The 21,900-nt window shown below is 62.9% G+C and carries 21 protein-coding genes; 3 read left to right on the forward strand and 18 right to left on the reverse strand.

Annotated features, from left to right (window positions below; translation table 11 throughout):
* The first annotated feature begins 155 nt into the window (after positions 1 to 155).
* On the forward strand, positions 156 to 665 hold the full coding sequence (locus tag E8D38_RS25720) for an SEC-C metal-binding domain-containing protein (protein ID WP_140637107.1): 510 nt from the start codon (positions 156 to 158) through the stop codon (positions 663 to 665).
* Between the two features lie 311 nt (positions 666 to 976).
* Here E8D38_RS25720 and E8D38_RS25725 read toward each other — a convergent pair whose 3' ends face one another.
* From E8D38_RS25725 to E8D38_RS29175, 3 genes are read right to left on the reverse strand one after another with little or no spacing between them, the layout of a single operon-like run.
* On the reverse strand, positions 977 to 1,270 hold the full coding sequence (locus E8D38_RS25725; protein ID WP_140637109.1) for a hypothetical protein: 294 nt from the start codon (positions 1,268 to 1,270) through the stop codon (positions 977 to 979).
* Complete coding sequence (locus E8D38_RS25730) at positions 1,248 to 3,275, reverse strand: phosphotransferase (RefSeq protein ID WP_140637111.1); 2,028 nt, start codon at positions 3,273 to 3,275, stop codon at positions 1,248 to 1,250. The genes E8D38_RS25725 and E8D38_RS25730 overlap by 23 nt, the downstream gene beginning before the upstream one ends.
* Positions 3,276 to 3,300: 25 nt before the next feature.
* A complete protein-coding gene (locus tag E8D38_RS29175) occupies positions 3,301 to 4,311 on the reverse strand; it encodes a hypothetical protein (protein WP_140637113.1) in 1,011 nt (336 codons plus the stop codon).
* 531 nt (positions 4,312 to 4,842) lie between these two features.
* Between E8D38_RS29175 and E8D38_RS25740 the strand changes: the two genes are divergently transcribed.
* Entirely contained in the window at positions 4,843 to 5,238 is a 396-nt protein-coding gene (locus tag E8D38_RS25740) for a hypothetical protein (RefSeq protein ID WP_140637115.1), read from the forward strand.
* Positions 5,228 to 5,653: an SEC-C metal-binding domain-containing protein gene (locus E8D38_RS29180; RefSeq protein WP_140637117.1), complete on the forward strand. Its 426-nt coding sequence runs from the start codon at positions 5,228 to 5,230 to the stop codon at positions 5,651 to 5,653. The genes E8D38_RS25740 and E8D38_RS29180 overlap by 11 nt, the downstream gene beginning before the upstream one ends.
* A gap of 14 nt (positions 5,654 to 5,667) precedes the next feature.
* Here E8D38_RS29180 and E8D38_RS25750 read toward each other — a convergent pair whose 3' ends face one another.
* The 15 genes from E8D38_RS25750 to E8D38_RS25820 all read right to left on the reverse strand — a co-directional run bounded on the left by E8D38_RS25750 (position 5,668) and on the right by E8D38_RS25820 (position 21,718).
* Positions 5,668 to 7,443, reverse strand: a complete 1,776-nt coding sequence (locus E8D38_RS25750) for an ABC-three component system protein (protein ID WP_140637119.1) — start codon at positions 7,441 to 7,443, stop codon at positions 5,668 to 5,670.
* On the reverse strand, positions 7,440 to 7,688 hold the full coding sequence (locus E8D38_RS25755) for an ABC-three component system middle component 6 (RefSeq protein WP_140637121.1): 249 nt from the start codon (positions 7,686 to 7,688) through the stop codon (positions 7,440 to 7,442). The genes E8D38_RS25750 and E8D38_RS25755 overlap by 4 nt, the downstream gene beginning before the upstream one ends.
* A complete protein-coding gene (locus tag E8D38_RS25760; RefSeq protein ID WP_246099683.1) occupies positions 7,685 to 8,662 on the reverse strand; it encodes an ABC-three component system protein in 978 nt (325 codons plus the stop codon). Before E8D38_RS25760 ends, E8D38_RS25755 begins: the two co-directional genes overlap by 4 nt.
* The gene (locus tag E8D38_RS25765) at positions 8,659 to 9,801 is read right to left on the reverse strand and encodes a methyltransferase (RefSeq protein WP_219851876.1); all 1,143 of its coding nucleotides are present in this window, start codon (positions 9,799 to 9,801) and stop codon (positions 8,659 to 8,661) included. The genes E8D38_RS25760 and E8D38_RS25765 overlap by 4 nt, the downstream gene beginning before the upstream one ends.
* A 40-nt stretch (positions 9,802 to 9,841) precedes the next feature.
* Positions 9,842 to 10,156 (reverse strand): helix-turn-helix domain-containing protein, encoded by a 315-nt coding sequence (locus E8D38_RS25770; protein WP_140637123.1) that lies wholly within the window; start codon positions 10,154 to 10,156, stop codon positions 9,842 to 9,844.
* Between the two features lie 15 nt (positions 10,157 to 10,171).
* On the reverse strand, positions 10,172 to 10,351 hold the full coding sequence (locus E8D38_RS29560; protein WP_425462820.1) for a type II toxin-antitoxin system RelE/ParE family toxin: 180 nt from the start codon (positions 10,349 to 10,351) through the stop codon (positions 10,172 to 10,174).
* Positions 10,352 to 10,829: 478 nt separating this feature from the next.
* On the reverse strand, positions 10,830 to 11,735 hold the full coding sequence (locus tag E8D38_RS25780) for a relaxase/mobilization nuclease domain-containing protein (RefSeq protein WP_140637126.1): 906 nt from the start codon (positions 11,733 to 11,735) through the stop codon (positions 10,830 to 10,832).
* Positions 11,728 to 12,315, reverse strand: a complete 588-nt coding sequence (locus E8D38_RS25785) for a hypothetical protein (protein WP_140637128.1) — start codon at positions 12,313 to 12,315, stop codon at positions 11,728 to 11,730. The genes E8D38_RS25780 and E8D38_RS25785 overlap by 8 nt, the downstream gene beginning before the upstream one ends.
* A gap of 979 nt (positions 12,316 to 13,294) precedes the next feature.
* The gene (locus tag E8D38_RS25790; RefSeq protein ID WP_140637130.1) at positions 13,295 to 14,290 is read right to left on the reverse strand and encodes a rhomboid family intramembrane serine protease; all 996 of its coding nucleotides are present in this window, start codon (positions 14,288 to 14,290) and stop codon (positions 13,295 to 13,297) included.
* Positions 14,291 to 14,618: 328 nt separating this feature from the next.
* Positions 14,619 to 16,796 carry a peptidase domain-containing ABC transporter gene (locus tag E8D38_RS25795; protein ID WP_140637132.1) on the reverse strand — a complete coding sequence of 726 codons (2,178 nt, stop codon included), beginning with the start codon at positions 16,794 to 16,796 and terminating at the stop codon, positions 14,619 to 14,621.
* Complete coding sequence (locus E8D38_RS25800; protein WP_140637134.1) at positions 16,793 to 18,037, reverse strand: HlyD family secretion protein; 1,245 nt, start codon at positions 18,035 to 18,037, stop codon at positions 16,793 to 16,795. The genes E8D38_RS25795 and E8D38_RS25800 overlap by 4 nt, the downstream gene beginning before the upstream one ends.
* A gap of 269 nt (positions 18,038 to 18,306) precedes the next feature.
* Positions 18,307 to 19,311, reverse strand: coding sequence for a ParB/RepB/Spo0J family partition protein (locus E8D38_RS25805; protein ID WP_246099685.1), 1,005 nt, complete (start codon positions 19,309 to 19,311; stop codon positions 18,307 to 18,309).
* A complete protein-coding gene (locus E8D38_RS25810) occupies positions 19,295 to 20,131 on the reverse strand; it encodes a ParA family protein (RefSeq protein WP_140637136.1) in 837 nt (278 codons plus the stop codon). Before E8D38_RS25810 ends, E8D38_RS25805 begins: the two co-directional genes overlap by 17 nt.
* 223 nt (positions 20,132 to 20,354) lie before the next feature.
* On the reverse strand, positions 20,355 to 21,218 hold the full coding sequence (locus E8D38_RS25815) for a DUF932 domain-containing protein (RefSeq protein ID WP_140637138.1): 864 nt from the start codon (positions 21,216 to 21,218) through the stop codon (positions 20,355 to 20,357).
* A gap of 59 nt (positions 21,219 to 21,277) precedes the next feature.
* A complete protein-coding gene (locus E8D38_RS25820; RefSeq protein ID WP_140637140.1) occupies positions 21,278 to 21,718 on the reverse strand; it encodes a single-stranded DNA-binding protein in 441 nt (146 codons plus the stop codon).
* Positions 21,719 to 21,900: the final 182 nt, after the last annotated feature.

Genomic DNA, 21,900 nt, shown 5'->3' on the forward strand with positions numbered 1-21,900 from the left:
AGTACAACGAGCAGCGCCCTCACGACGCCCTGGGCGGCCTGCCTCCAAGGCTGTTCATGCCCAGGCTCACAACCGCCGCAGACTCCAGTTCCGGGATGTCTACTTGACGGGGGAGCTTACGGGAGAACCGGGCTTGCAGGGCGGCACTGGGCCACGTGCTCATTGAGAAGTTCAACACGGTGCCCGGCCAGGCTCGTAGTGCTCGTGTTGTTGCTTCCTTGACGCATCCAGAGCGGATCTACATCTTCCTGCTCTTCCCATGGATCGACGCGCACGTCACCTACGACGGCTATCGTGCGGAGCGGAAGGCTTGCATGGAGCTCTATGCGCGCGCGGCGCAGGTGAAGTTCCCCTCCTATGCCGAGATCGTCGTTCTGGGCGCAGACACAAAGGGCTCACCTGGAAGCTCCGAAACCGTATTGGTTGCGGAGGGCAACCCGAATCTGTCCGAGGCAGAGAAAGCTGAGACCCTGGCCATGATGGAAGAGCACCAGATCTTGTCCACCCTCGGTGATCCTGTTTCGATCAGCTACCGCCCCAGCATGCCCGACCCTCGAATCTTCGATAGCTCCTGGGCTGCAACACCAGCGGACAAACTGCCCGGCGTGAACGACCCCTGCTACTGTGGTTCAGGCCGAAAGTTCAAGAAATGCTGCAGGCCATAGGAGGCCGGCGCGCACAGCTTCCGGGCCTCGCTGGCGGCGTCGAACTGGACTCGCTGGGCGTACGGCGTGCCAGCGCCAGCGGTGGCACCGCCTGCAATGACTGGCGGAACGTCGTTCGTCGAGTGGCCGGTCACGACCGAAGCAGTCGCTCAGCCCGTCGGAGGCGAATGACTGAATTCAGTCTCAAACAGAAGTTGAGAGCTTTGAGGGGGCGCCTTCGAAGCGTGAGCGGCCACCGAACGCAACACCACCTTAGATCGCTCTGAGCCAGATTTGTCCGGGGCTCTTGTTCGCTAGGCCTAGGGCAGGCCCTACTCGCGGTACCTCTCGTACTCGTCCAGGAACAGCCTGGCCGACTCGTCAATGAATTCCGTCCGCCGCTTCCGAAGCTCGGCGAGCTTCTGCGACACACTCCTATAGATGACCTGGTGCGCCTGGTTCTTGATGGAGTCGCCGTCGAATTCGTCGAGATCGGCGCTCTCTTCTTCGAGGATCTGCCCCACCAAGCGCAGGAGATCCTCTTTCGTGATTTTGTCGATCGCAACGTAGTCGCCGTTTGCCCCCAAGAATTGGCCCACGTTGTCAGCGATCTTTAGTAGCTTCATACGCTTCCTTCCGCTCTTCGTAGGTTGTCGCGCCCGCCTCCAAGGAATCCAACAGCGTGCCGTAGCTGGCGATAGTCTCGCCATCCACGGACATGAGGGTTTTGTCCGTGGGATGGCCAGAGAAGATGCGGTACTGCGGCTCACCGCTTCCACTCCTCTTGGTGGTGAACAGCAAGTAGTCCGCGCCAATCGACGCACCGACCGTGCTGTTGTGCGTGACCACCACAACAGGCATCGTCGAGGAGATGCTCTTCAGAATCTGATTGACCTCGCCCTTGAGAAAGAGGTTGTCGAACGAAGACTCGGGCTCATCGATCAACAGCAAGTCGTAGTTGCGGGCATCAGCAATCTCCTGCAGGAGTCTGAATTCCGACCGCTCCCCGCCCGAGACGGGATACCCATCCTTGTTTAGGATGCGACAACTGACCTTTGCGAAGAGCTTGTAGTAGTCCGCAGGAGCGAGGCCGTCGATCTTCATCAACTCGCGGAGGTAGGCGTACGCACCGTCGTACTTCCGAAACGCTTCGCTGAACGACAACCTTGTCCCGCTTGCCCCCTTGACTTCACCGGCGCCCGCGAACGGCTGGCTTCGGGCTTCGATCCTGAACCCTTGCAGCGTCTCCTGAAACACAACCTTGTCCTTCTTGACTCGGTCAACGATATCGGAGAAGCGCTTCACCTTCTTCCTGTCCAATGCGACGGCGTAGAGGTCCACGTCATGCACCTGCGGTGCCGATGTATGGAAGCTGAGCCCTTGTCTGATTTCTTTCACTAGCTCGTTGACGATCCTCTTTCTGCCCGCCTCCGAAGCCTTCGCTCGAAGGACCTCGATGAGCTCACGAGCCAAGCGTTTGAGCTCCGTCAAATCTACGTGCTTCTCAATCACCGAGCGGTACTCGATATTCTCGATGACGTGCCGAACAGAGCTGATGAGCTCATGGAGATTCTCTGTCTTCCCGACCGCGAATTCGACTTCATCGAACAGCGCAGCCTTCGAGAAGGCATCACGCTTGTCCGTCTCCTCTGCGGATCTCAGCAGCGTATTGATGTATTCGTCGACCCGGCGATCGTTCGTGGGTAGGTCAACATTGATGACCACGTCGAGCACGCGCTTCAAGCCGCTCAGGTACTCGTCGACAACCAAACTGCGCCTTCGCTCGACGCTATCCCTGAATTCGCGCTCGTCGATGGCTGCGTCATGCTGAACCAACGAAAACTGCCTGATGTACTTGACGTTTTTGACTGAGTCCGCGATCCGATTCAATGTGTGGCTCTTGCCGGTTGAACGAGCGCCGATTACGACATTCAATCCGGTCGAGAGATGCTGCCCGTCGTCGAATATCTGCCACAGATTGTTCCCGTCGCGTTCGGAGAGCGCGACCTTTGCCTTGTCTCGGAGACACGCCTTCAGTGCCTCCAGCGTCACCTCGCCGCAGTCGATGAACGTCTGTCGCGTCGGAAGTGCGGCGAAGTCAACAGCCATGCGCGAGTCGCTGAACAGGACGGGTGTCAGCTTGTCGGGGTCCTTGAAGTTGCGAACGAACTTCTTCGCGCTGTCCACTTCGCCAGCACTGACATAGGGCGCGAGCTTCAGCAGCGTCTCGCCGGTGATCGCCGGACCCTTGTCGTAGTGAGGGATGACAAGGTAGCTGCCCAGGTCTCCGAAGATCTCGATCAGCGCTTCTACGGACACGCGGTCCCCGATCTTGGTGATCAGTCGCGAAATCTCAGCCGTCTTGTCCTGAAAGTCGTCGACCTCCGTCGGTCTAGCAATGACAAGGACGTGCCCCATGTCGACGTTGACTTCGATACCAGGGAACACGACGATAGGCAGCGCGTCTTTGATCAGTCGAAACTGCGCAGAGTCAAACACGTCGTGATTGGTCACCGCCACGGCATCCAGCTTCGCCTCCGCAACATACCTTTTGAAGGTGTCGATGCTGAAAGTGAATGCTCGATCGCTTATGGTCTTGACGGTGTGAATATGGAGATCGATCTTCTTCAAGTCATCCTCCCTGCATGCCTACGGCCTAGTGGGATTTCGTGATAGCTGCTCGCCCGGCCTGGATGAACTGCGCGATGTCAAAGAATCTCGAAACCTTTGCGAGCGGGAAGCGCCGCGTAAGCCGTTCTGAAATGGCAACAGCGTCTGGGTTGACGATCACCACGTCCGGCGTTGTATCTCGGTCTGCAAGCACTGAGCGGAGCACGGAAGCGAAGTAGAGGCCTGCCACCGGGAATGAGTAGCCAATAAAGACGAGTGACCTGGCAAGGCGCATCTCGCGCTCCATCTCGGCCCAGATCTGTCGGATCTCGTCCGCCTGATCGAGGTAGCCGGCCTGACCATTCTCTGGGGAGTCAGGTCCCGCGACAAACTTGAGGTGTGTTGGCGCGACTATCACAGCGTGGCCAATAGGAGTGCCCACCTCGATAGTTCCGCGACCGGTCTGCCTCCAGTTGACAGAGCCATGAGGCTTGAGCAAGGGGATCGTGCCGCGCGACCCTTCGACCCCTACGTAGTGTGCACACCTGCGCACGGGAAGCGAGCGTTCGAAAACGGTGTCGTAGTTGAAGGACACCACGGTATCGAACTTGCGATGGTGGCGGGTTAGGAAAGCCTTGTAGGTCGCGCGCGTTTGTGCGTTCGGTCCAAAGCGCAGAAAAACATGGCCGACTTCTTCCGCGAGAGCGTTCCACACGCGCTGTGCATAGGTGCGCAATTGAGGTGAAGTTGAAGGCGCCCTTGTGCGTTCGCTGAGGAAGGTGAAAACCTCTTCCACATCAATCGAGGTCAGAAGTGCGCGGCGCTTGGCCGGCGGCGTGCGAGCCGGTGTCTTACCGTATCCCAGGAAGTAGCGGAACAGAAACGACTCAATGAGTGCGCGGCTCTTGTCGCTTATGCAGAGTCTCAGGAAGGTTGACCAGAAAGTTGATTGCGTAGGTATCGGCAAACGATGCCCGGCCTGCACGGAGGTGTAGGCCCCCGCGCCGAAAGACGCGCCAGCCCCAAGGAAGTACACGACCTTCTTCTTCTGCGCCATCGGAGCAAATGAACTCTATCGGAGGTAGCCCTCCCGTAGCCCAGCACTTTGCTACGCGACACGTGTGCCCCACAACCCCTAGCAGGGGGATTCCGCGTTGAAGGAGCAAGGTGTCTCATGCAATTACGCTCGAGATGGTCCGACAAGTGAACGGCAAGTTTGGGGTGGCGCTCCCCGTCGCTCCGACAAGCTCTCACCGACCAGTCTCGGCGACCACCGCCATTCGGCCACCACGATCGATCGGGCGCACCCGGTCTCACGCGATCCGTCACTACGCACCCACAAGCAGCTAGCGCGCAATAGCGCTCTGCGAAAGCAGGCGGCGAAAGCGTGGGCGGGCGACGGCAGAGCTGTGCTGATCCGCAGCCCAGGGGCGAGAACCGAGCCAAACAACCCGGCGAAGCCGCGGTTCTCACAATGTGGGCTCCATGACGCATGGTTGATTGAAGCCCGACGCCTCAGACTGAGCGAAGATCTCAGGGTATGGCGCCGGCTCCTGCAATGCGCGGAGATGCTGGGCGAAGGCTCGTCATGGACGTTTTCGCGCTCGACGCGATGACGGAAATGCTGGGCTCGCCGCTCCAACTACTGAGCTACATCGATCGCAGAACGGGCTATACCGAGAAGCTGATGACGTCGCATGAGCTGACGATCCTGTCGTACCACCTCAAGCAGAACCTGTGGCTGAATGATGAGCACCACATGGTCCTGCTAGAAGACGACATTTCGGCGGACTTGGACTTGGCGATGCTGGTCCGGCGCGATGGCATTCCTGGCAAGGGAACGCCGGACGGCATCCTTACTCGATTCGTCGCGACGGCCCTCGGTCGTATGACCAAAGCCATCGAGGCCTCGCCGGAGCCCGCCACCATTGACCTCGGCTTCACCCTGCTGACGCTTAGCGAGGACACCGTCGTTGACGGTTAGCAAGGCCATTGATCAGATTGCCCAACAGGCGCTGGCCGACGGCAAGAGCCACGACTTCACTGCCGGCTTGGGGCGAGGCGACACCGGCCTCACCATCCACTGCAACAACAACCCGCTTGAAGCTGCGGGGCCGAGCCTGCAAAAGCATTGTCACGCCCGGAAGTACACCGAGCGGGCGAAAACCTGGTTTGGCGTGTGTCTCAATCCGATTGACCAAGCTCTGCGCTTCGGGATCAACTTGGGCTTCCCATGGCATCAGAGCGACGAAATGGACACGCTGACGAAGGGCATGGGCAAGGCAGCTAGGCTGCCCGGCGTCGTCTCACGGCCGGGCACGAGCGGGGCAAAGGTAGGGCGCAATCACCTCTGCCCTTGTGGCAACGGGAAGAAGTTCAAGAAGTGCTGCCTCCCGTAGTGCGCCGGCGGCGCTCATCCAAAGCGGAACCCGAATAGCCCACCGTCTTCGGTCTTGTCGGAAAGCCGGGTATCGAGGACAGCGGCTCCCAGGTCGGTCGACTCGTCAGCGGGCAAGCGATCGAAGATGTCGGAGTTCATCGTGACGATGTACTGCTGCTGCAGCCTCTCACTGGTTCTCTTGCCAAGGCGCAGCGCTCCGGCAACCTGGCGCTCATCGACGCCATCAAAGAGGTGGCTGTCGTGGATTAGGAATCCCGGGCCACCGTAGCGCTTCGTCACGATTTGCAGCAGCGCCAAGTCGAAGCAGAAGATCTCCATGTTGGCGATCCCGCCGCCACGGTCCCCTTCGATCGAGATGCGGAATTCAGGACCGTTCTCGGTGGCCTCGACCACAAAGCGACCAGCCCGATCGTCGTACAGCTCAGCGATGGCGTCAGCGATGATCAGGATTGCTTCATCGAGCACCCTTTCCCGCACATGATGATCCTCCTGGAGCTTGCGCTTCAGGTTCGCACGGTCGATATCGAGCTTTGTGGACTCTCCCTCAAGAGCTTCCGCTGCCTTGAAGCGCTCGCGCAGCGATGCGGCGCCTGCTTCGACATCGGCCAGGTCGCGTTGCATCGTCAGGAAGTCGTCGAGCGCTCCCCGTCCCTGCAGCGTGCGCAGAATGTTGCTGCGCTCTTCGTCGAGGCGGCTGAGGCCACCTTCCACGCCCGCGATGCGCGAGCGCACATCGCTGATTTCGTGTTCGAGATGGATCCGGCGATTGGCAACCACAGACTCGTAGAAGCTGCTCACGTCATCAAAGCGGCGTAGGGCGACGCCTGGCAACTCAATGCCGGCTGCTGCATAGAGCTGCTGGATGTCCGAGCGCTGTGGTGGCCGCTCTGATTGCAGCGCCTCCTGGAGATGGTCAAGCGTCTCGTTCAGCGTGACCGCTTGCCTGGTCAGGGTCTGCATCTCGGTCTTGATCTGTCCCGCTCGCTTTGACAGGGACTTGTAGCTGTCGAGCACCTCAAATTGCTCAAGGCTCTGACGCAACTTGCTTGCCTTCGCTTCAGCAATCGTCACCTGTGGGCGCAGTTCCGCAACGGTTCCGATTACCGAGCCCAGGGCACCGATCTTGACGGCCTTTTTCAGCTCCTCCAGAGTCTTTTCGCGCGCACGAATCTTGTTGAACTCGAACGGTATCTGCCAGTCGAGACCAAACAAGTACGACAGGTTGACCTGCCAATCCCACCTTTGCTGCTTCTCGGCTTGGCGTTCGGGGCTGATGAACCCGCCCGAGTTTCTGCGTCGCACAAAGTACGAGAACATCGACCGGAAGGTCGGTGTATACGACTCGTCGAACAGCGTGCCGCGTTCGTCAGACGGCAGCGCGAACATCGTGTGGCCGAGGAACACCCGCCAGTTCAGATTCGACACATAAAATCGTTCGCTGGCCTTGTCGAGCTTGCGTGGGATATCTGTCCGCTCCTCACCACCGCTGATCAGGAAAATCTTCGAAGGATCGGAGCCGGTGCGAGCGACTGTCAGCAGTTCGCCGCCAATGCGGAACGTGCCTTTGAAGGTGTGTTCGACCAGTTCGTCCAGCCGGAAGAGCGAGTCCTTTTCGCAGTCTGCACCCAGCAGGAAATGGATGACCTCGATGAGGCTTGTCTTCCCAGCGCTGTTGCGGGTCTGCTTGTCGGTCGAGTTCGCCGCCCGATCAGAGAGCAGTACGTTCAGGCCGGAGCGAAACGTCACGGCCTTGAACGTCTTCAGCGAGCTTTCGATTGAGACGATCATGCTGTGTGCTCGCCGTAGATGATGCCGTCCCGATAGTCGATAGCCGAGATGGCATACAGAAGGTTGAGCGCGAGAACGAACCAGTCGAAGGAGACGAGCGCGTCTGCAGCTTTGTAGATTTGAGCCTCGCGCACGCAATCCCAGAGAGCGGACACAGATCTCGGCTCCTCAAGATGCTTGAGGATTTCGCCGCCCACGGTGATAAGTGCCCGGTCATGCGGCAGGTACTTGGTCGGCAGGATCATGGCGTCACTTGGGCGGCTGGCTCGCGCTCGAAGATGTCGCAGTTCTCGAAGAGGAATGCCAACAGCGACTGTGCCGCCACCTGCTTCTGTGGCGGAACACTTCCGATACCTGTCACCAGTTCATACAGCGACGCCATGATGTCACCTGGACCGAGAAGCTGCGCCTTCAGATATTCGTATCGATCCCGGAAGAGCTTTGCGATGCGTTCGCCAGTCAGTGGGTCAGGGTGCCAGTCGAAGTACTGGCCGACGAGATGTGCGTTCTTCCAGCCTCCTGCGATTAGCTGCTTCCAGTGATTCGGTAGATTGTTGTAGTTCAGCTTGTGAAGCGGCACTGGCCGCAGGTCTTGTGGATCAAAGTCGATGGCGTCAGCTTCGCTGCGCAAGTGCTGAACAAGGTCCCGTAGTGCTGCCGTGTCGAGGGTTGTCGCATCCGTGTCAGACGCCGCAGGGCCTAGCAAGGATTCGATCTGGAACGGTTGCAGACGGAACACGCGTTCCGAGAAACCCTCCATTCCAACGAACCCGAATGTGAGCGCAGGATTGGCGTCCTTGAGGGCATTTATCGTTGTTACCGCCTCGACGGGCAGCCCGTCGGCGATGTTGTGCACCATGTGCCACTCTTTCATGATGGCGGCCAGATTCTTCAATGCCTTCGCGAAGTCGTCCGTCATCTTCGCTGTCAGCGTGGCGACCTGCTTCAGTTCGCCAGCCAGGGCTCCGTAGCACTGGAATAGCTGTCCACTCGATTGCAGGTAGCCATCGCACCCCTTGTCGCCGAGGGCACCATATGGGCGAACACGCACGAAGTCGTCGCCATGGAGAAGGCCCATGACGGTCGAGAAAAGGTCCTGGAACGCGTCGCTGTTGGACTTTCGCAGTTTGAGTTCAAGCGCGATCCGCCAGTAGTAGCGCTGACTGGCAGTGAAGGGATCGACCATGGCTTTAGCCGGTCCAGACGGTATCTCAGTCATGGGCGCCTCCTCCTCGGCGTGGCAGGTGCGGGCCATTGATCATGTACCCGCAGCAGTCGGGCCGTGGCCAGCCCATCCATGAAGACGATCCGGCAAGGCGAGACGAAGGTGCGCGCTAAGGCGAATGCCTCCGCTTGCTTGCGCACCGCAGCGCCGATCGCATGGCAGTGCTGCACCACATAGATTTGCGCCGGGATGTTGAACAGCCGATAGAGCTGATCTCCGTTCTTGCCCAAGTCCGTCGGCTTCATCGCGTGAAAGCGAGCCGGCCCCTTCAGCAGGAACGCCCCGGTATGCCGTTTGGCGTCCACGGTCAGGTTGGCCGAGAACACGTCGCTTTCTTCGCCGCCCCAGTCGCTCGGCACTGTGTATTCGCCGAGCAGGCCGCAGAGCAGTTCCTTGACCGCGTGTTCCGGAACCTGGCGCATCCGCTCGAACTCTGCCTTGGAGGGCATCCAGTCGTCATCCATGCCCGCGAACTGAGCGATCTCTTCCGGGCGCAGCTCCAGGGTTGGCAAGAACGGCGACGGAAGGCCCGCGCTGCGGTCAACCAGGTCTCCAACGACATACGGCACGGCGCGAATAGTCGCGTCGTCGATGCCGGCGACGTAGCCGTAGGCGAACAGGTGCGTTGAACCCGACATCCGCGTGTAGGCGGTGTCGTTGACCAAGCCGTTCTTGGAGAACTCAAAGACGAGCTTCTTCCCGGCAAGCGGTTCGTCGAGTTTTTCGGTGAGCGTCAGTGCGGGCGATTTGTTGGCGTAGGCGAACCCCTTACCCGAGACATGCCCGTCATAGATGAACTGCACGCCCGGCCGCAGGTTGCCCTCGAACGCCAGCTGCTGCAGAGTCTTCACGCCGCCCGCGGCGATGGCGTTGAGGAGATAGGCGCCGACGGCATTCGACAGAATCGCAGACGACATCACCACGTCCTGCCCTTGCAGCGCCGCGAGGAGGTGCGCTGGCAACCTTTCGGCATTCAGGAGGCCGAGCACGCGGTCGCGGCTGAGATAGAACGCGGTTAGGCGAGCTGATGCGCCCGGCGCGGCTGGCGGCACCGGGTCGACCGGCGCAAGGTTCGCCAGGCCATCTTCTGATTCCTCGTAGGGCTCGAAAGCCGGCCTGGGGGTGCGCGGCATAGCGGTCAATCCGCCTGCACTCGTTGGTTGCTACCCGTCCTCATGCGACCACTTCCAGGCCGCGCTTTTGCACCAGGTGCAGCAGCTTCAGGGCGGTGCCCGTGGGCTTCTTCTGGCCGATCTCCCACTTCTGTACGGTCGATAGGCTCGTGTTCAGCAGGCGGGCAAAGACCGCCTGGCTCACCCGCGTGCTCTCGCGGATGTGTTTGATCTGGGCAGGTTCCAGCGACTCCACCGGCGGCAGGCACAGCTGGTCGAATTCGCGCAGCGTGACCTGATCCATCACGCCGGCCTTGTGCAGCCCCTTGGCCGTCTCGTGGACGGCACCAAGGGTGGGTGATTTCGTCTGGCGCATCGCAATCCACCTCCATCAACTCACAGGCACGCTGTGCCTTGCCCATCGCGCCGCCAACTTCTCCAAGGCCTCGGCTTCATCCTTGTCGATGTGGCCGCACTGTTTCGTCGGGGAGCCGAACACAAAGGCCCAGCGGTTTCCCTTGTTCGCGGCGACTAGCGTGCGAAGGCCGCAGCTCTTCCCCTGTCTCTTCATTTCGGGGACAGCAACGCAGAGGCCGGGCGTGGTCAACCCTTGCTTACGCGCCAAGCGGTCGAACTACCGGGCTTTGCAGGTCGGCACCTCCCGCCTCGGTGCGATCTATTGTATAGCACTTAGTGCTATGGATCTGCTAGCTGAGCTTCCCTGACCCGGATGGCCAGCGGCGGGGTGCCTGCCGCCACAAAGTCTGACAGCAGCCCGAGCTAAGGGTGTGCCTAGAAGCGGCCGCTCGCCAGTCGTCCATACCACGTCGGCTCATGGCACGGTCATGGTCGGCGACGTCGGGCAGCTTTCGGGGTTCTGGAGCCATCCGCCGGTCAGCCGCCGACGAATAGCTTTCCGCCGCCGCTGTCGCTCGTCCGCCGAGACCCGAGAGACCCGAGAGACCGCAACCAAGTCTTGGTCAGACTGCCAGGCAAAGCCGGCACACGGGCCGCTGACTACCCGAGGGGCGGTCGACGATGTCACCCAATCACCGATGCTGATTTGGTTCCCGAGAGTCCCTCGACCACCCACCAATCGACGCAGCCAGTTGCCGGTCGCTCGGGTCGCTGGAGGTTGAAAGCGCCTCTGCCAACGCTACCCACGCCTCCCTCGCCGCAGCCCGACTGGCCTCCACCGCAGCCCCACTTCGCCGCCCCGGCCGCGCCTTGTGCAACCGCCCCTCCCCTGCTGCCTTGACCCGCCACAAGCTCGGCGTGTTCCGCATCGCCCCACGCGTCGCCTGCCTGGTGGCTTCAGCCTCCACGCCCAACTCCCGCAGCTTTTCCGCAAACGTCTCCCGCCACCGGTGCAGATCCGCCTTCCTCGGATTCAACCGTCGCCCATCCTTCCCCTCCGCGCGCACGCTGATGTGCACGTGCGGATTCGCCTGATGATCGTGCAACACCATCACATACTTGTGCCCGGCGAGCTCCTCCTTCGCGAAAGCCTGGGCCGCCTTCCACACCGCCATCGCCTCTGCACTGCCTCGCGGCATCGACAGCATGATGTTGTAGGCCTCGCGTCGCCCAGCCTCTTCCCCGATCAAGCTGCCCGCATGGCGCCAGTCGTCCGTCAATTCGCGCACCGCGTCCTTTCCGCGTAGCGTCGTGCTGTTCTCGTCCTCGATGTCCAGCCGCCCGTTCTTGCTGATGTAGCGGAAGTGCGCAGCGATCGCCTTGATGCCCCGCCCTCCCCCGGTCACCTTCACCATCACCTGCGGCGCTCGTCGCACCACCGTCGCCTCGATGCGCGCCCGGATCGCATCCGCCCGCTCGCGCAACGAACCGCGCCGCCACCGAGGCTCCGGACGGCCCTTCACGGTCCGGTTGCCCGGATAGAACAGCCGATCGCCCCACAGCACCAGCACGCCGTCCACGGTTTGTCGATCAGCCATCGGAACCTCCTTGATGTTTCGGCGCAGCCGTCGTGTCATGGATCGACCGAGCCGGCCGCAGTTCTGCGATCGCGCGCGACGCAACCGCCAGGTGAGACTTCACCTCGCGCTCGGCACCTTCGAGCCGCTCGCGGTACTCCTGGGCTGCCCGCACTTCGCCGTGCTTCAGCAGCTGGGTGAGATGCCGCAGGTCTCGCGCCAGGGTCGAGAGTTCAGCCGCAGACGCAACCAGCGCAGCGGCATGAGCCGCAGGCCGGCCGCCTTCACGCAGCACAGGCACCTCGGCACAGAGCCCAGCCACGAAGGCACCTGGCGCAAGACCAGCTGCATGCGCACGCTCAAGCACCAGGGCGGCTTCCTCGGACCGCATGCGCAACGACAAGCGAACGCGTGTGCCGCGGTTCGATGCAAACACGGCAGGAGGAGCCACGGGGCCGCCATCGCCCTCGAGCGCCTTCAGCAGCGCAGCCCGAATGAAGTCCGAAGGCGTCACGCCCTTCGCACTCGCCTGCGCCAGCAGCGCGGCCTTCAAGCCGCGCAAGTCGACGCTGATGCGGTCGCGAGACGAAGAGGTGCCCATCGCCCGAGGAGTCTCCAAGCAGAGGACACGCGTCGCGTGTCCGACATCCGGCGCCACAGCGCCTATCCTGCACTCACTTACTAGCCTTTAGTATTGGTCGAATCTCGACCTTTGAGGGTGCAGCATTTCGACGACCTTCTTTCCCTCCATGTGCCTCCCGGGACTGGGCGAGGTGGGGCCGCCACCAACCTCTGCTGTAACCAGCAGACGGCCTTTCCACCTTGAAAGCTCAGGGCGCCTGTGAGCAATAGGTCGATCGACGTCTGATTTAGTGACTAAACACCTGACCTTGATCGAGCTGCGTGTTCAGTGGCTAAACGCATGGGCACTCCTTCGGGCGCGAAAGGTATCCCATGCACGCGGTTGCCAGCTGCCCCAACTGCTGGGCTTTCGAAGTCCCATGTCAGTACCACAGATACGGGCAATTGTGTTTAGCTGGCAAAACCGCGCTTCCTGCTGACGCAGCAGCTGCGCCCGTTTTGGCGACAAACAACCGAACTGATTCGGCGTCGCCTCCGCGACCGTGTACCAGTGGCGACGTGTTTAGCGACCAAACGCTGATCTCACTTCGCAGACGATTTGCCGTTCACCAGCTCTCGGTCGGTCGCGTCCAGCCTCCAGAGCGCAAGAACACCTGCCCTCCTCTGTAGGCCACAGAGTCTCGAGGTCCTGAACGATGGAGCCCATCGGTAAGGCCGAGACCGCACCGGCTCCCTTCGCTGTGGAAGTCCCGGGCCGCGCGATCAGGATTGGCAGCGTGATGCCATGAGCCACTGCTATCTCGTTTTGCAGATAACCCCCTGCCTGTGCGCAGGGCCAGCGGTACAAAAAGTGGTTGATCTGGATGCGCCGTCCGACGGTCGCACGAGAGAGAAATGAACCGGGCTACCGCCCCGAAGAAGTCATTCGGTCCACTCGCTGCAATCCAAGCACCTGAGTAGCCGAATGACCTTCAGGTCGAGCCGACAGGTTTCATTGCTCAGCGGTTCCTGAGGAGCCCCGCCAGAAGTACGCCGAACACGAGGCCGCTCCAATGCGCATGGACCGCAACCTTCGAGTCGGACATGATGCTCAGAGGAACAGACAGTGCAAGCGTTGCGGACAGCGGGATCCAGGCGCCACGGGGCAACTGGCCCCTACGGCCCACCCCCGCCCCTATGGCCAATCCGTACATGGCGAACACGCCGCCAGAAACGCCCGTCATTGAGTCCGTACTTGTCCCGGCTAACATCCATTGCCCCCACGCGGCAATGATGTTGCCCACTGCAAACGCAACACAGCAGGTCCTCTTGCCTGCGGCTGCCACGCTCACTGCGACGCCTACCACGCCAACCACGACGTTCGAGGCCCAGTGGACGAGGTTCGAATGAATGTACGGGCCCGAAATCAGGCGCCACCATTCACCGCGCGCGATATCCACGTAGTAGACGCCATAGGCCCGCACTGGACTCTCCACGTCGGCCCACCCCTGCGCGAATGCTGCCTGGCAGGCCAGCGCGACGAACATGATCGCGATGTAGGCCAGCACACCCACCCTGACCTCGGAGTCATGGCGCAGATGGGCGGCAAACTGCGCACGCTCCACCAGCGCAGCGGACGATCGAAAGACATGTGCGTCGCTGGCCGTTACCAGCAACATCAGGATGGCGACCCCGGCGAGGGGAGCAAACGCAGAGAAACTCTTGGTGACTGTCAGCGCAGCGAAGACAAGGCTTGCCACCAGGTAGACCAGCATCATCTTCCAGAGCCGTCGCACCAGCATCGCCTGAAAGACGTCCACCAGCTCGGGCAGAGCCACCGGCGGAAGCAGGTGCTCCACACCAGGCTTCCCTACCAGCACGCCGCCTATTGGTTCCCAGGTTCGAGCCATTGCCCTGCAAGCGCCCAGGCCGGAGGCTTTGAGCGTACCCCCATGCCAAATCCCCCAGTCCGGTCCCTTGTTGAGCGGAAGCGTGCTGCCGGTTCGCCATTTCATGGAATTTTCCACGTACAAAGAGTGGGCGGCGCCAGCGGCGCCACCCAGGATTCCCTTACCTGTGTGAGGTGGGGGGGGTGATGTAGTGCGCCCTGGTCACATGAAAGGCCAGCGCGGCCAAGCCTACCGTCACAACCAGCACGGAGGCCGGCGCAAGCGCCATGAGTCCAATGGTTGTTCCGATTGCTGTCGCGGAGTCAATCTCACCACCGCCAACGGCATCAACTTCATCAACTGTCAGTTCCTGCATTCGCATTGCCTTTCAACATGCACATCGCCCAAAACACGGTGGGCACCGCCTCCACAGCTGCGTGGATCTCTTAGAGCATCAAACTCCGGACCCGGCCGTCGATTCTTCTTCGACATTCGCAGCAGCGACGTGCCCAAGCTGAGCATGCGTGTCCATTGCCACCGTGCCTTTTTCAATGACTACGACTCGCTGCGCCATCGCAATCGTCTCCGGCCGGTGCGCCACCAGTACTCGCGTCAACTGCTGCTGCCCGATTGCGGCACTGACCGCCCGTTCGTGCCACACATCCAAGTGGCTTGTGGCCTCGTCCAGCACCAGCAGCTTCGGACTGCGGTACAGGGATCGCGCGAGCAAGATGCGCTGCTTCTGCCCACCCGACAGCCCAGACCCGGTATCGCCCACCATCGTGTGGTAACCCATTGGCATGGCGACAATGTCGGCGTGGATCGCTGCCCACTGCGCACACTGCTGCGCGCGCTGCATGTCGGGGATTGCATCAAAGAAGTGAATGTTGTCCGCAATGGAGCCTGCGAACAGCTGATCGTCCTGCATCACGGCGGCCACCATCGGCCTATAAGTCGCTGGGCCCAGTTGCTGCAACGGCATGCCGCCGATCAAGACCTCACCTTCGGTAGGCTGCAGCAGGCCGAGAATGAGCTTGACCAACGTGGTTTTCCCCGATCCAGAGGGGCCAGTGAGCGCGATGCACTGTCCCGCGGGAATCGTCAGGTTCAGGCCCCTCAGGACCCACGGATCGCCATCCGCATACCGAAAGCTTACGTTCCGAAGTTCGATCGAGAGCTCCAAGTCGCCGGGCGACAGCTCCTGAGGCAGCCCCTGCTCCTCCGGTTCGGTCAACAGGATGTCGGCCACCCGCTCGCCGTGCAGGCGCAGCATTCGCAACTCGAACAGCTTGTCGGTCAGCGCGATCACTCGCTGGCTGAACTGGTCTTTGTAGCCAAGGAACGCGAACAGCATCCCCACGGAGAAGCGAGCCTCCAGCACGGCCAGGGCTGCAAGCCAGATGACGATCACTCGCTCGGCACTGAAGAGTGCGCTGCTCGCAGTCTGGTAACTCACCTGCAGTCGAGCAATGCGCAGTTCGGCGTTGAACTGATCGGCGAGCAGGTTCATCCAGCCTATGCGGCGCTCCTCGCTGCGGCCGAACAGACGGAGCGCCTGCACACCACGGGCGGATTCAAGAAAGTGCGTCTGCTGCTTCGCAGCATGAATGATCTGCTCGGCGCTGGCATCTCGCAGCGAGCGGTACATGGCTGCACGCAGTGCCCCATAGACCCCAACCATGACCAGCGCAACCAATGTGAGCGACGGGCTGTACAGCAGCATGATCACCAACGCACCAAGCACCAGTACGCCATCGATCAGCGCCTCGACGAGTTGGGTCGTGACGCTGTGCTGGATGGTCTGGATGGAGTTGAAGCGCGAGACGATGTCCCCGAGGTGGCGCTTTTCGAAGTAGGACACCGGGAGCTTCAGCAGGTGGCCAAACGCATTGCCGAGCCACTGGAAGTTCAAGTTGCTAGCGAGCACCGTAATGACCCACAGACGTGTGGCGGATATCGCACCTTGCAACATCACAAGCAACAGAAAGCCGAGGCCCAGCACAGTGATCAAGTCGCGATCCGCTGCCACGATCGCCTCATCCACGACCCATTGCAGGTAGAACGGCGCGGCCAGTAGGCACACCTGCAGCGCGACACCCAGCACGAGCAATTGCAGCAGCCCTCGTTTCAAGCCAACCACCCGGCCCATCAGGCCGAATAGCGTGAACTGCACCCGTTCTTCGCGGGGCTTGAACTCCGTGCCTGGCGTGACCTCGAGTGCTACGCCAGTGAAGCGGCGCGATACCTCGTCCATCGGAACGCAGCGCTCGCCCACGGCCGGGTCCACGATCACGAGGCCATTGCGCGCCAGGGCCTTGGCCACGACGAAGTGGTTCATGTCCCAATGCAGCACGCAGGGATATCGCAACTCGGGCAGATGCTGCAGGTCCAGTTTCAGTGGCCGGGTCTGCAGGTTCAGCCCTTGGGCCACGCCGATCAGGCTTTTGAGCGTGACACCTTTGCGCGACGCCGAGAAGCGTTTGCGCAGGGTAGGGAGATCGATACGGTGGCCCCAGTAGCCAGCAATCATCGCAAGGCAAGCCAAGCCGCACTCGGCGGCCTCGTTTTGCAGCAGCACGGGTACACGGCGGCGGCGGATGAAGCTCAGCTGCGGGCTTGCGATGCCTTTCATCGTGCCGACACTCTTCCGCCCAAGCTGTACAGGGGCTCGAGCACCCATTCGTAGAGCTTTCTACGCTCCAGCAGCAGACTGGCATCCAAAGTCATTCCGGGGCGCAGCGGCTGAGGCCGGTCGTACGCCAGCACCTCTTGGAGAGGCAGACGGACGCGCACCCGATAGACCGGTTCGTTGCCGGCATCTGTACCGTCGCGCAACGCGACGCCAGCGACCTCTCGGACAACACCCTGGTGCTGGCCGAACTTCTGGTACGGAAAGGCTTGATAGCGCACGAGCACCGGCGCGCCCGGCTGAATGAAGCCGACCGCGCGCGACGGAGCATAGAGCTCCGCCTCCAGCGCCGAGCCGACAGGCAACACGACTGCAAGCAATTGTCCGATTGCCACGGCTTGGCCTGCCTCGACCGCGAGCGCGCTGACCACGCCTTCCCGCGTAGCGCGCACAACCACCGCTCGGCGCGCCTCGTTTTCGGCGAACTCTTGCTCGACGGTGGCAATCGCACGCATCCCGGCCTCGCGGTCACGTCTGTGCTGCAAGTCGTGCAACTCCGATTCGCTGCGCAGCGCTGCTTGCTCACGCACGATGCTGCCGTGGCTGCGCTCCAGATCGGCGAGTCGCTGTTGCTGGTCCAGCACTTCACTCTGGCGATCCTGCACCGTCGCCGCGGAGACGAACTGCTCGCGCTCGAGATCCTGATAGCGTTGCAGCGCTTGTTCAGCCAGCGCCACTCGCCGACGCTGCAAGGCAATCTGCTCGATGACACGCTGGCCTTCGGCGCGAAGGTCCTGCACCCGCGTGCGTGCGGCTTCGACACGCTGGCTGGCCTGCAGGCGTTGCTGGTTCAGATCGACCTGGAGGCTAGCGAGGCGCCGGCGCATCAGTTCGCTCACAGCCAGCCCGGTGTGAGCGGCACCGGGGCTGGCTCGCTCGCTCGATAGCACGAACAGCACATCCCCGGCTTTCACTTTTTGCCCCTCGCTCGCGCGGCGCTCATGCACGACGCCTCCTTGCGGAGCGATGACGCGCAACACGCCATCTGCCGGTATCAGCACTCCGCTGACATGCACTTTGCGCGTGACGCTGAAGGTGAAGAAGAACACGACCACGGCACTGACCAACGCCGCAAACAGCCATACCAGCACCGTGTGGCTCATGGGGCGTGCCAGCAGGATCTCACCGTATTGGCGATGACTCGCCTGCTGCAAAGCTTCTGTGCGGAACAGGGCACTGCTCATGCAAAATGAACGGGCTTTCTCAGGGCAAACATGGGTATCTTGGAGTCGAGATGGCGTCCGCCAAGGGAAGCAGCAGCCTTGCCCGGTCGAACGCAGAACGACAGGACGTTAGCTGGGACCCACCAACATGTCATGACGTTGTCATGGCTGAATATCGACAACGCCAGGGCGCGGTCGAATCCTGGGCCCGTATAGCGGCTGCACGTGCCCCCGCGCCGCACGGCGAACGTGCGGCGCATCGTAGGCCGTGTGCCGGAGGCGTTCAGTGACTAAACGCCCTCGCCGCCCCCTGCACCGGCCGCAAGAGCCGCGAGCCGAGCCCTCACTGCACGCATCGCACGCAGGGCTTCGTCGCTGCCCAGTTCGGACCAGCCGGAGAGGATCCCCTCGAGGGCCCGGCAATGCAGCTCTGCCTCACGCGCTTGCTCAGCAACCCGCGGTCCGCCTGCCTCGCCACAGTTCATGGGAGACAGCTTGCTGCGGGTCCGTGCCGCGCGCTGCGGCTCGGCCTCCCGATCCCGAACTGCCTGGCCCGGCCGGCCAGCCACGCCGGTTGCGGCAGCCCGCGCGCGCAGCTCCGAAAGATCCTGCCGCGTGATCGGCACCTTTGCCGCGATCGCCTCGGCTACCGCCTCCGGTTGCTGCTCATGGAGCCGGCGCAGCTCATAGAGCTTCGTGAGCCCGCGGCACCGCCCCTCCCGGTACGCCTGCATCAGCCAATCCGGCGCGTCGATCAAGGCCGTCGCCATGGTGATCAGCGTCTTGCTCTTGCCCATGCGGCGAGCGATCTCGGCCTGGCTTTCGCCCATGGCCATCCGCCGTTGAACGAACAGGGCCAGCTCCAACGCTGTCAGCCCTTCCCGCTGCTCGTTCTCGATGACCTGGTCATAGCTGTCGGCCGCCTCATCGACAAACGCCGGGATCGCCTCGCGCTGCGCCAGACGCGATGCCCTCAGTCGGCGTGCGCCGAAGTTGAGCATCCAGCGCCCGGCGTGCTCCGGGTGCCGACGCACCGACACCGGCTGGCGCACCCCGCGTTCACGGATCGTCTCGGCCAGCTCCTGCAGGGCCTGCGCGCTGAACTCCTGCCGCGGCTGGCTCGGATCCTCGTCCACCAGCTCGATCGGAATCTGCATCGGCACGGCCCCGTCGCCCGACGGCACGCCTTCGGGGGCCACCAGCTCCAGCGGCCCCACCTCGCCCTGCGGGGGCATCGTGGCGCCTGCAAGCCGCCCGCCGTCGCCCAGGTCCAGGTCGTCAAGCAGCAGTGACATGGTGTCCCTCCATCGGTTCGCGAGCCGCCACCGGCCCCACCGCCTGGGCCAGCGTGGCCACGGCCGGCTCGATGTCCTTCCACGCGTCGCGCGCGGCCGACTTCTTCATCTCCCACAGCACCTCGCCGGAGGCCTGCGCCTCGGCCACCGCCGAGCGACGCGGGATCGACGCGTACTGCTTGCCCGGCCCCGCCAGCGGGATCAGCAGCGGATGGAAGCGCTCGGCGATCTGCACGAAGTTGGCCCGCTGGAACGGTGTCGCTTCCACCAGCGTCGGCAGCAAGCCGATCAGGTGCAGCTTCGGATTCAAGACGGCTTTGATCTTGCGCACGCCGACCCGGTCGTGATTGAGCAAGCCGTTGACGCCTTCCAGCGACTCCTGGTTGAGCTGGATCGGCGACAGCACGAAGTCCGCCGACGCCAGCGCCGCGATGACACGGATGTCCGGGTTCGGGTTGGTGTCGACGATGCAGACGTCGAAGCGCTGTGCCATCGCGCCCAGGAAGGCGCGCAGGTGGCGTGCAAACGGCGTATGCAGGGTCGGTTGCCGCTCGAGCGACAACAGCGAGCGGTCGCTCGGCACCAGCACGAACGGCGCGTCGGGCATCGACGCCACGGCACCGGTCAGCAGCCGTTCGCTGCTGACGCCGGCCATCACCGGCCGTTGCGAGCGCTGCAGCGGCCGCGTCAGGTTGCCCTGGTGGTCCAGGTCCACCGCCAGCACGCGGCGACCCTGCTGGGCCAGGTAGTGGGCCAGCAGGGTGGCGACGGCCGACTTGCCGACGCCGCCCTTCTGGTTGGCGAGCACGAGTGTCTTCATGGGGATCCTCCGGCGCGACCGTGGAAGGAACGAGCCGTGACGGAGGATCAAACCTGGCGACAGCGCCTCGGAAGCGGACGCCGGGATCGCGCGAAGCCGGTGCCAGCAGGTGTGCGCGAGACGCAGATCCGGCCCGCGCACCCACCGCTTCAAATATCGGCGCCAGGACGCCCGCTGTCGCTGCAGCATTCGCCCCGCAATCTTGCATTGCGGGGCCGGGGCCTCAGCCCTTGAGCTTGCGCATCTCCTCGGCCAGCATCCACAGCGCGCGGTTGAGGCTCACGCCGCGGTCGATGCTGCCCACCGGCCGCGTCTGCAGGCGCCGGCCCTTGGCGCTGCGCCCGCGCTGCCCGCCCCGCAGGGCGTTCTCCTGCACCCGCTGGAAGGTCGCCCACAGGCTGTCGCCGGCATCCTCCTGGCGCCGGGCCTCCACCATCTGCGCCGCGGTGATCGGTGCCGGCACATGGCCGCCGGTCTGTGCCAGGCGCGCCTCGCCGAAGCGCAGCGCCAGCGCCGCGGTGCCGTAGGCCAGCTGCTCCAGCGGCTCGAGCCGCAGCGCCTTCATCGCCTCGGTCGACGCCTCCACCGTCTCGAACTGCTCCAGCACCCGGAACGCCCCGTCGATGACGTCATCCTGCACATTGCCCTTGTGCGGGATGCGCAGGTCCTCCACCACGTCGCCCACCACCAGGCCGTTGCAGCAGACGAAGCGGAACATGCCGGCCAGCATCTGGTAGCTGCTGGCGCCGTCATGGCTGTTGATCAGGATGATCTCGTGCGCCTCGGCACGGGCCTGCGCCTGGGCGGCATGGCGCAGCCGGATCATGTGCTTGGTGAAGGCCGCCTTGCCCTCGATGTGGCTGGCGCCCTGGGCCACCATGAACGGCTCGAAGCCCTCCCGCCGCAGGCCGCGCAGCACGTCGATGGTGGGGATGTAGGTGTAGCGCGCCGAGCGGCTGGCGTGTTTGCCCTCGGCGAAGATGGACGGGGCCACCTCGCGCATCTGGTCTTCACCAAGCGGCGTGGCACTGCGCAGCACACTCGGGTTGCGCGCGAAACGGGTGCAGAGCTGGGGTGTCGTGGTCATGTTCGACTCCTTCGATCGTTGGGCGAAGGGCGGCCGCCGGGCAGCCGCCCGGTCGGGGTTCAGGCATGGGCCTCGGTGTCGCGCTGGCGGCGTGGCTGGACCCGGGCCGCAGTGCCACCGGGCCGGCGACCGCTCGGGCCGCGCACCCGTCGCGCCTCGCCCTCGGCCTTGCTGTCGAGGAAGTCCACCTCGTCGGCGATGAAGTCCAGCGACCAGATGTCCTCGCCGTCCTTCTCGTAGTGGCTGTTGCGCACCCGCCCGACGATGTTCACGTGCGAGCCCTTGCCCAGGTACTCGGCCACGTGTTCGGCCAGCTTGCCCCACAGCGTCCAGCGGATCGCCGTCGCCTCCTCCTCCCGCTCGTCGCCGCTGCCGCGCCGGGCATTGCTGATCGCCGTCAGCACCGCCTTGGCCACCTGGCCGTCACGGCCCTTGACGAACTCCAGCTGCACGGCAGCTGCCAGGTGGGCATTGCGTTGAATCACTTGCACATAGGCCATGGCCATCTCCTTGCGAACGAGATGAACCGGCCGGGCCCCGACAGGAAGCCCTGACAGCCAGATCCTCTCGCTCGGACTTCCCTCGCTCCCGCCCTGGGGCGGGCGGGGGGTGGGGGATGCCCCTTCCCTCACGGGAAGGGGTGGGGGATGGGTGGGGTTCAACAGCAGCCCAAGCAGTGAGC

The organism is Methylibium rhizosphaerae (assembly GCF_006386545.1).
Classification (GTDB): domain Bacteria; phylum Pseudomonadota; class Gammaproteobacteria; order Burkholderiales; family Burkholderiaceae_C; genus Pseudorivibacter; species Pseudorivibacter rhizosphaerae.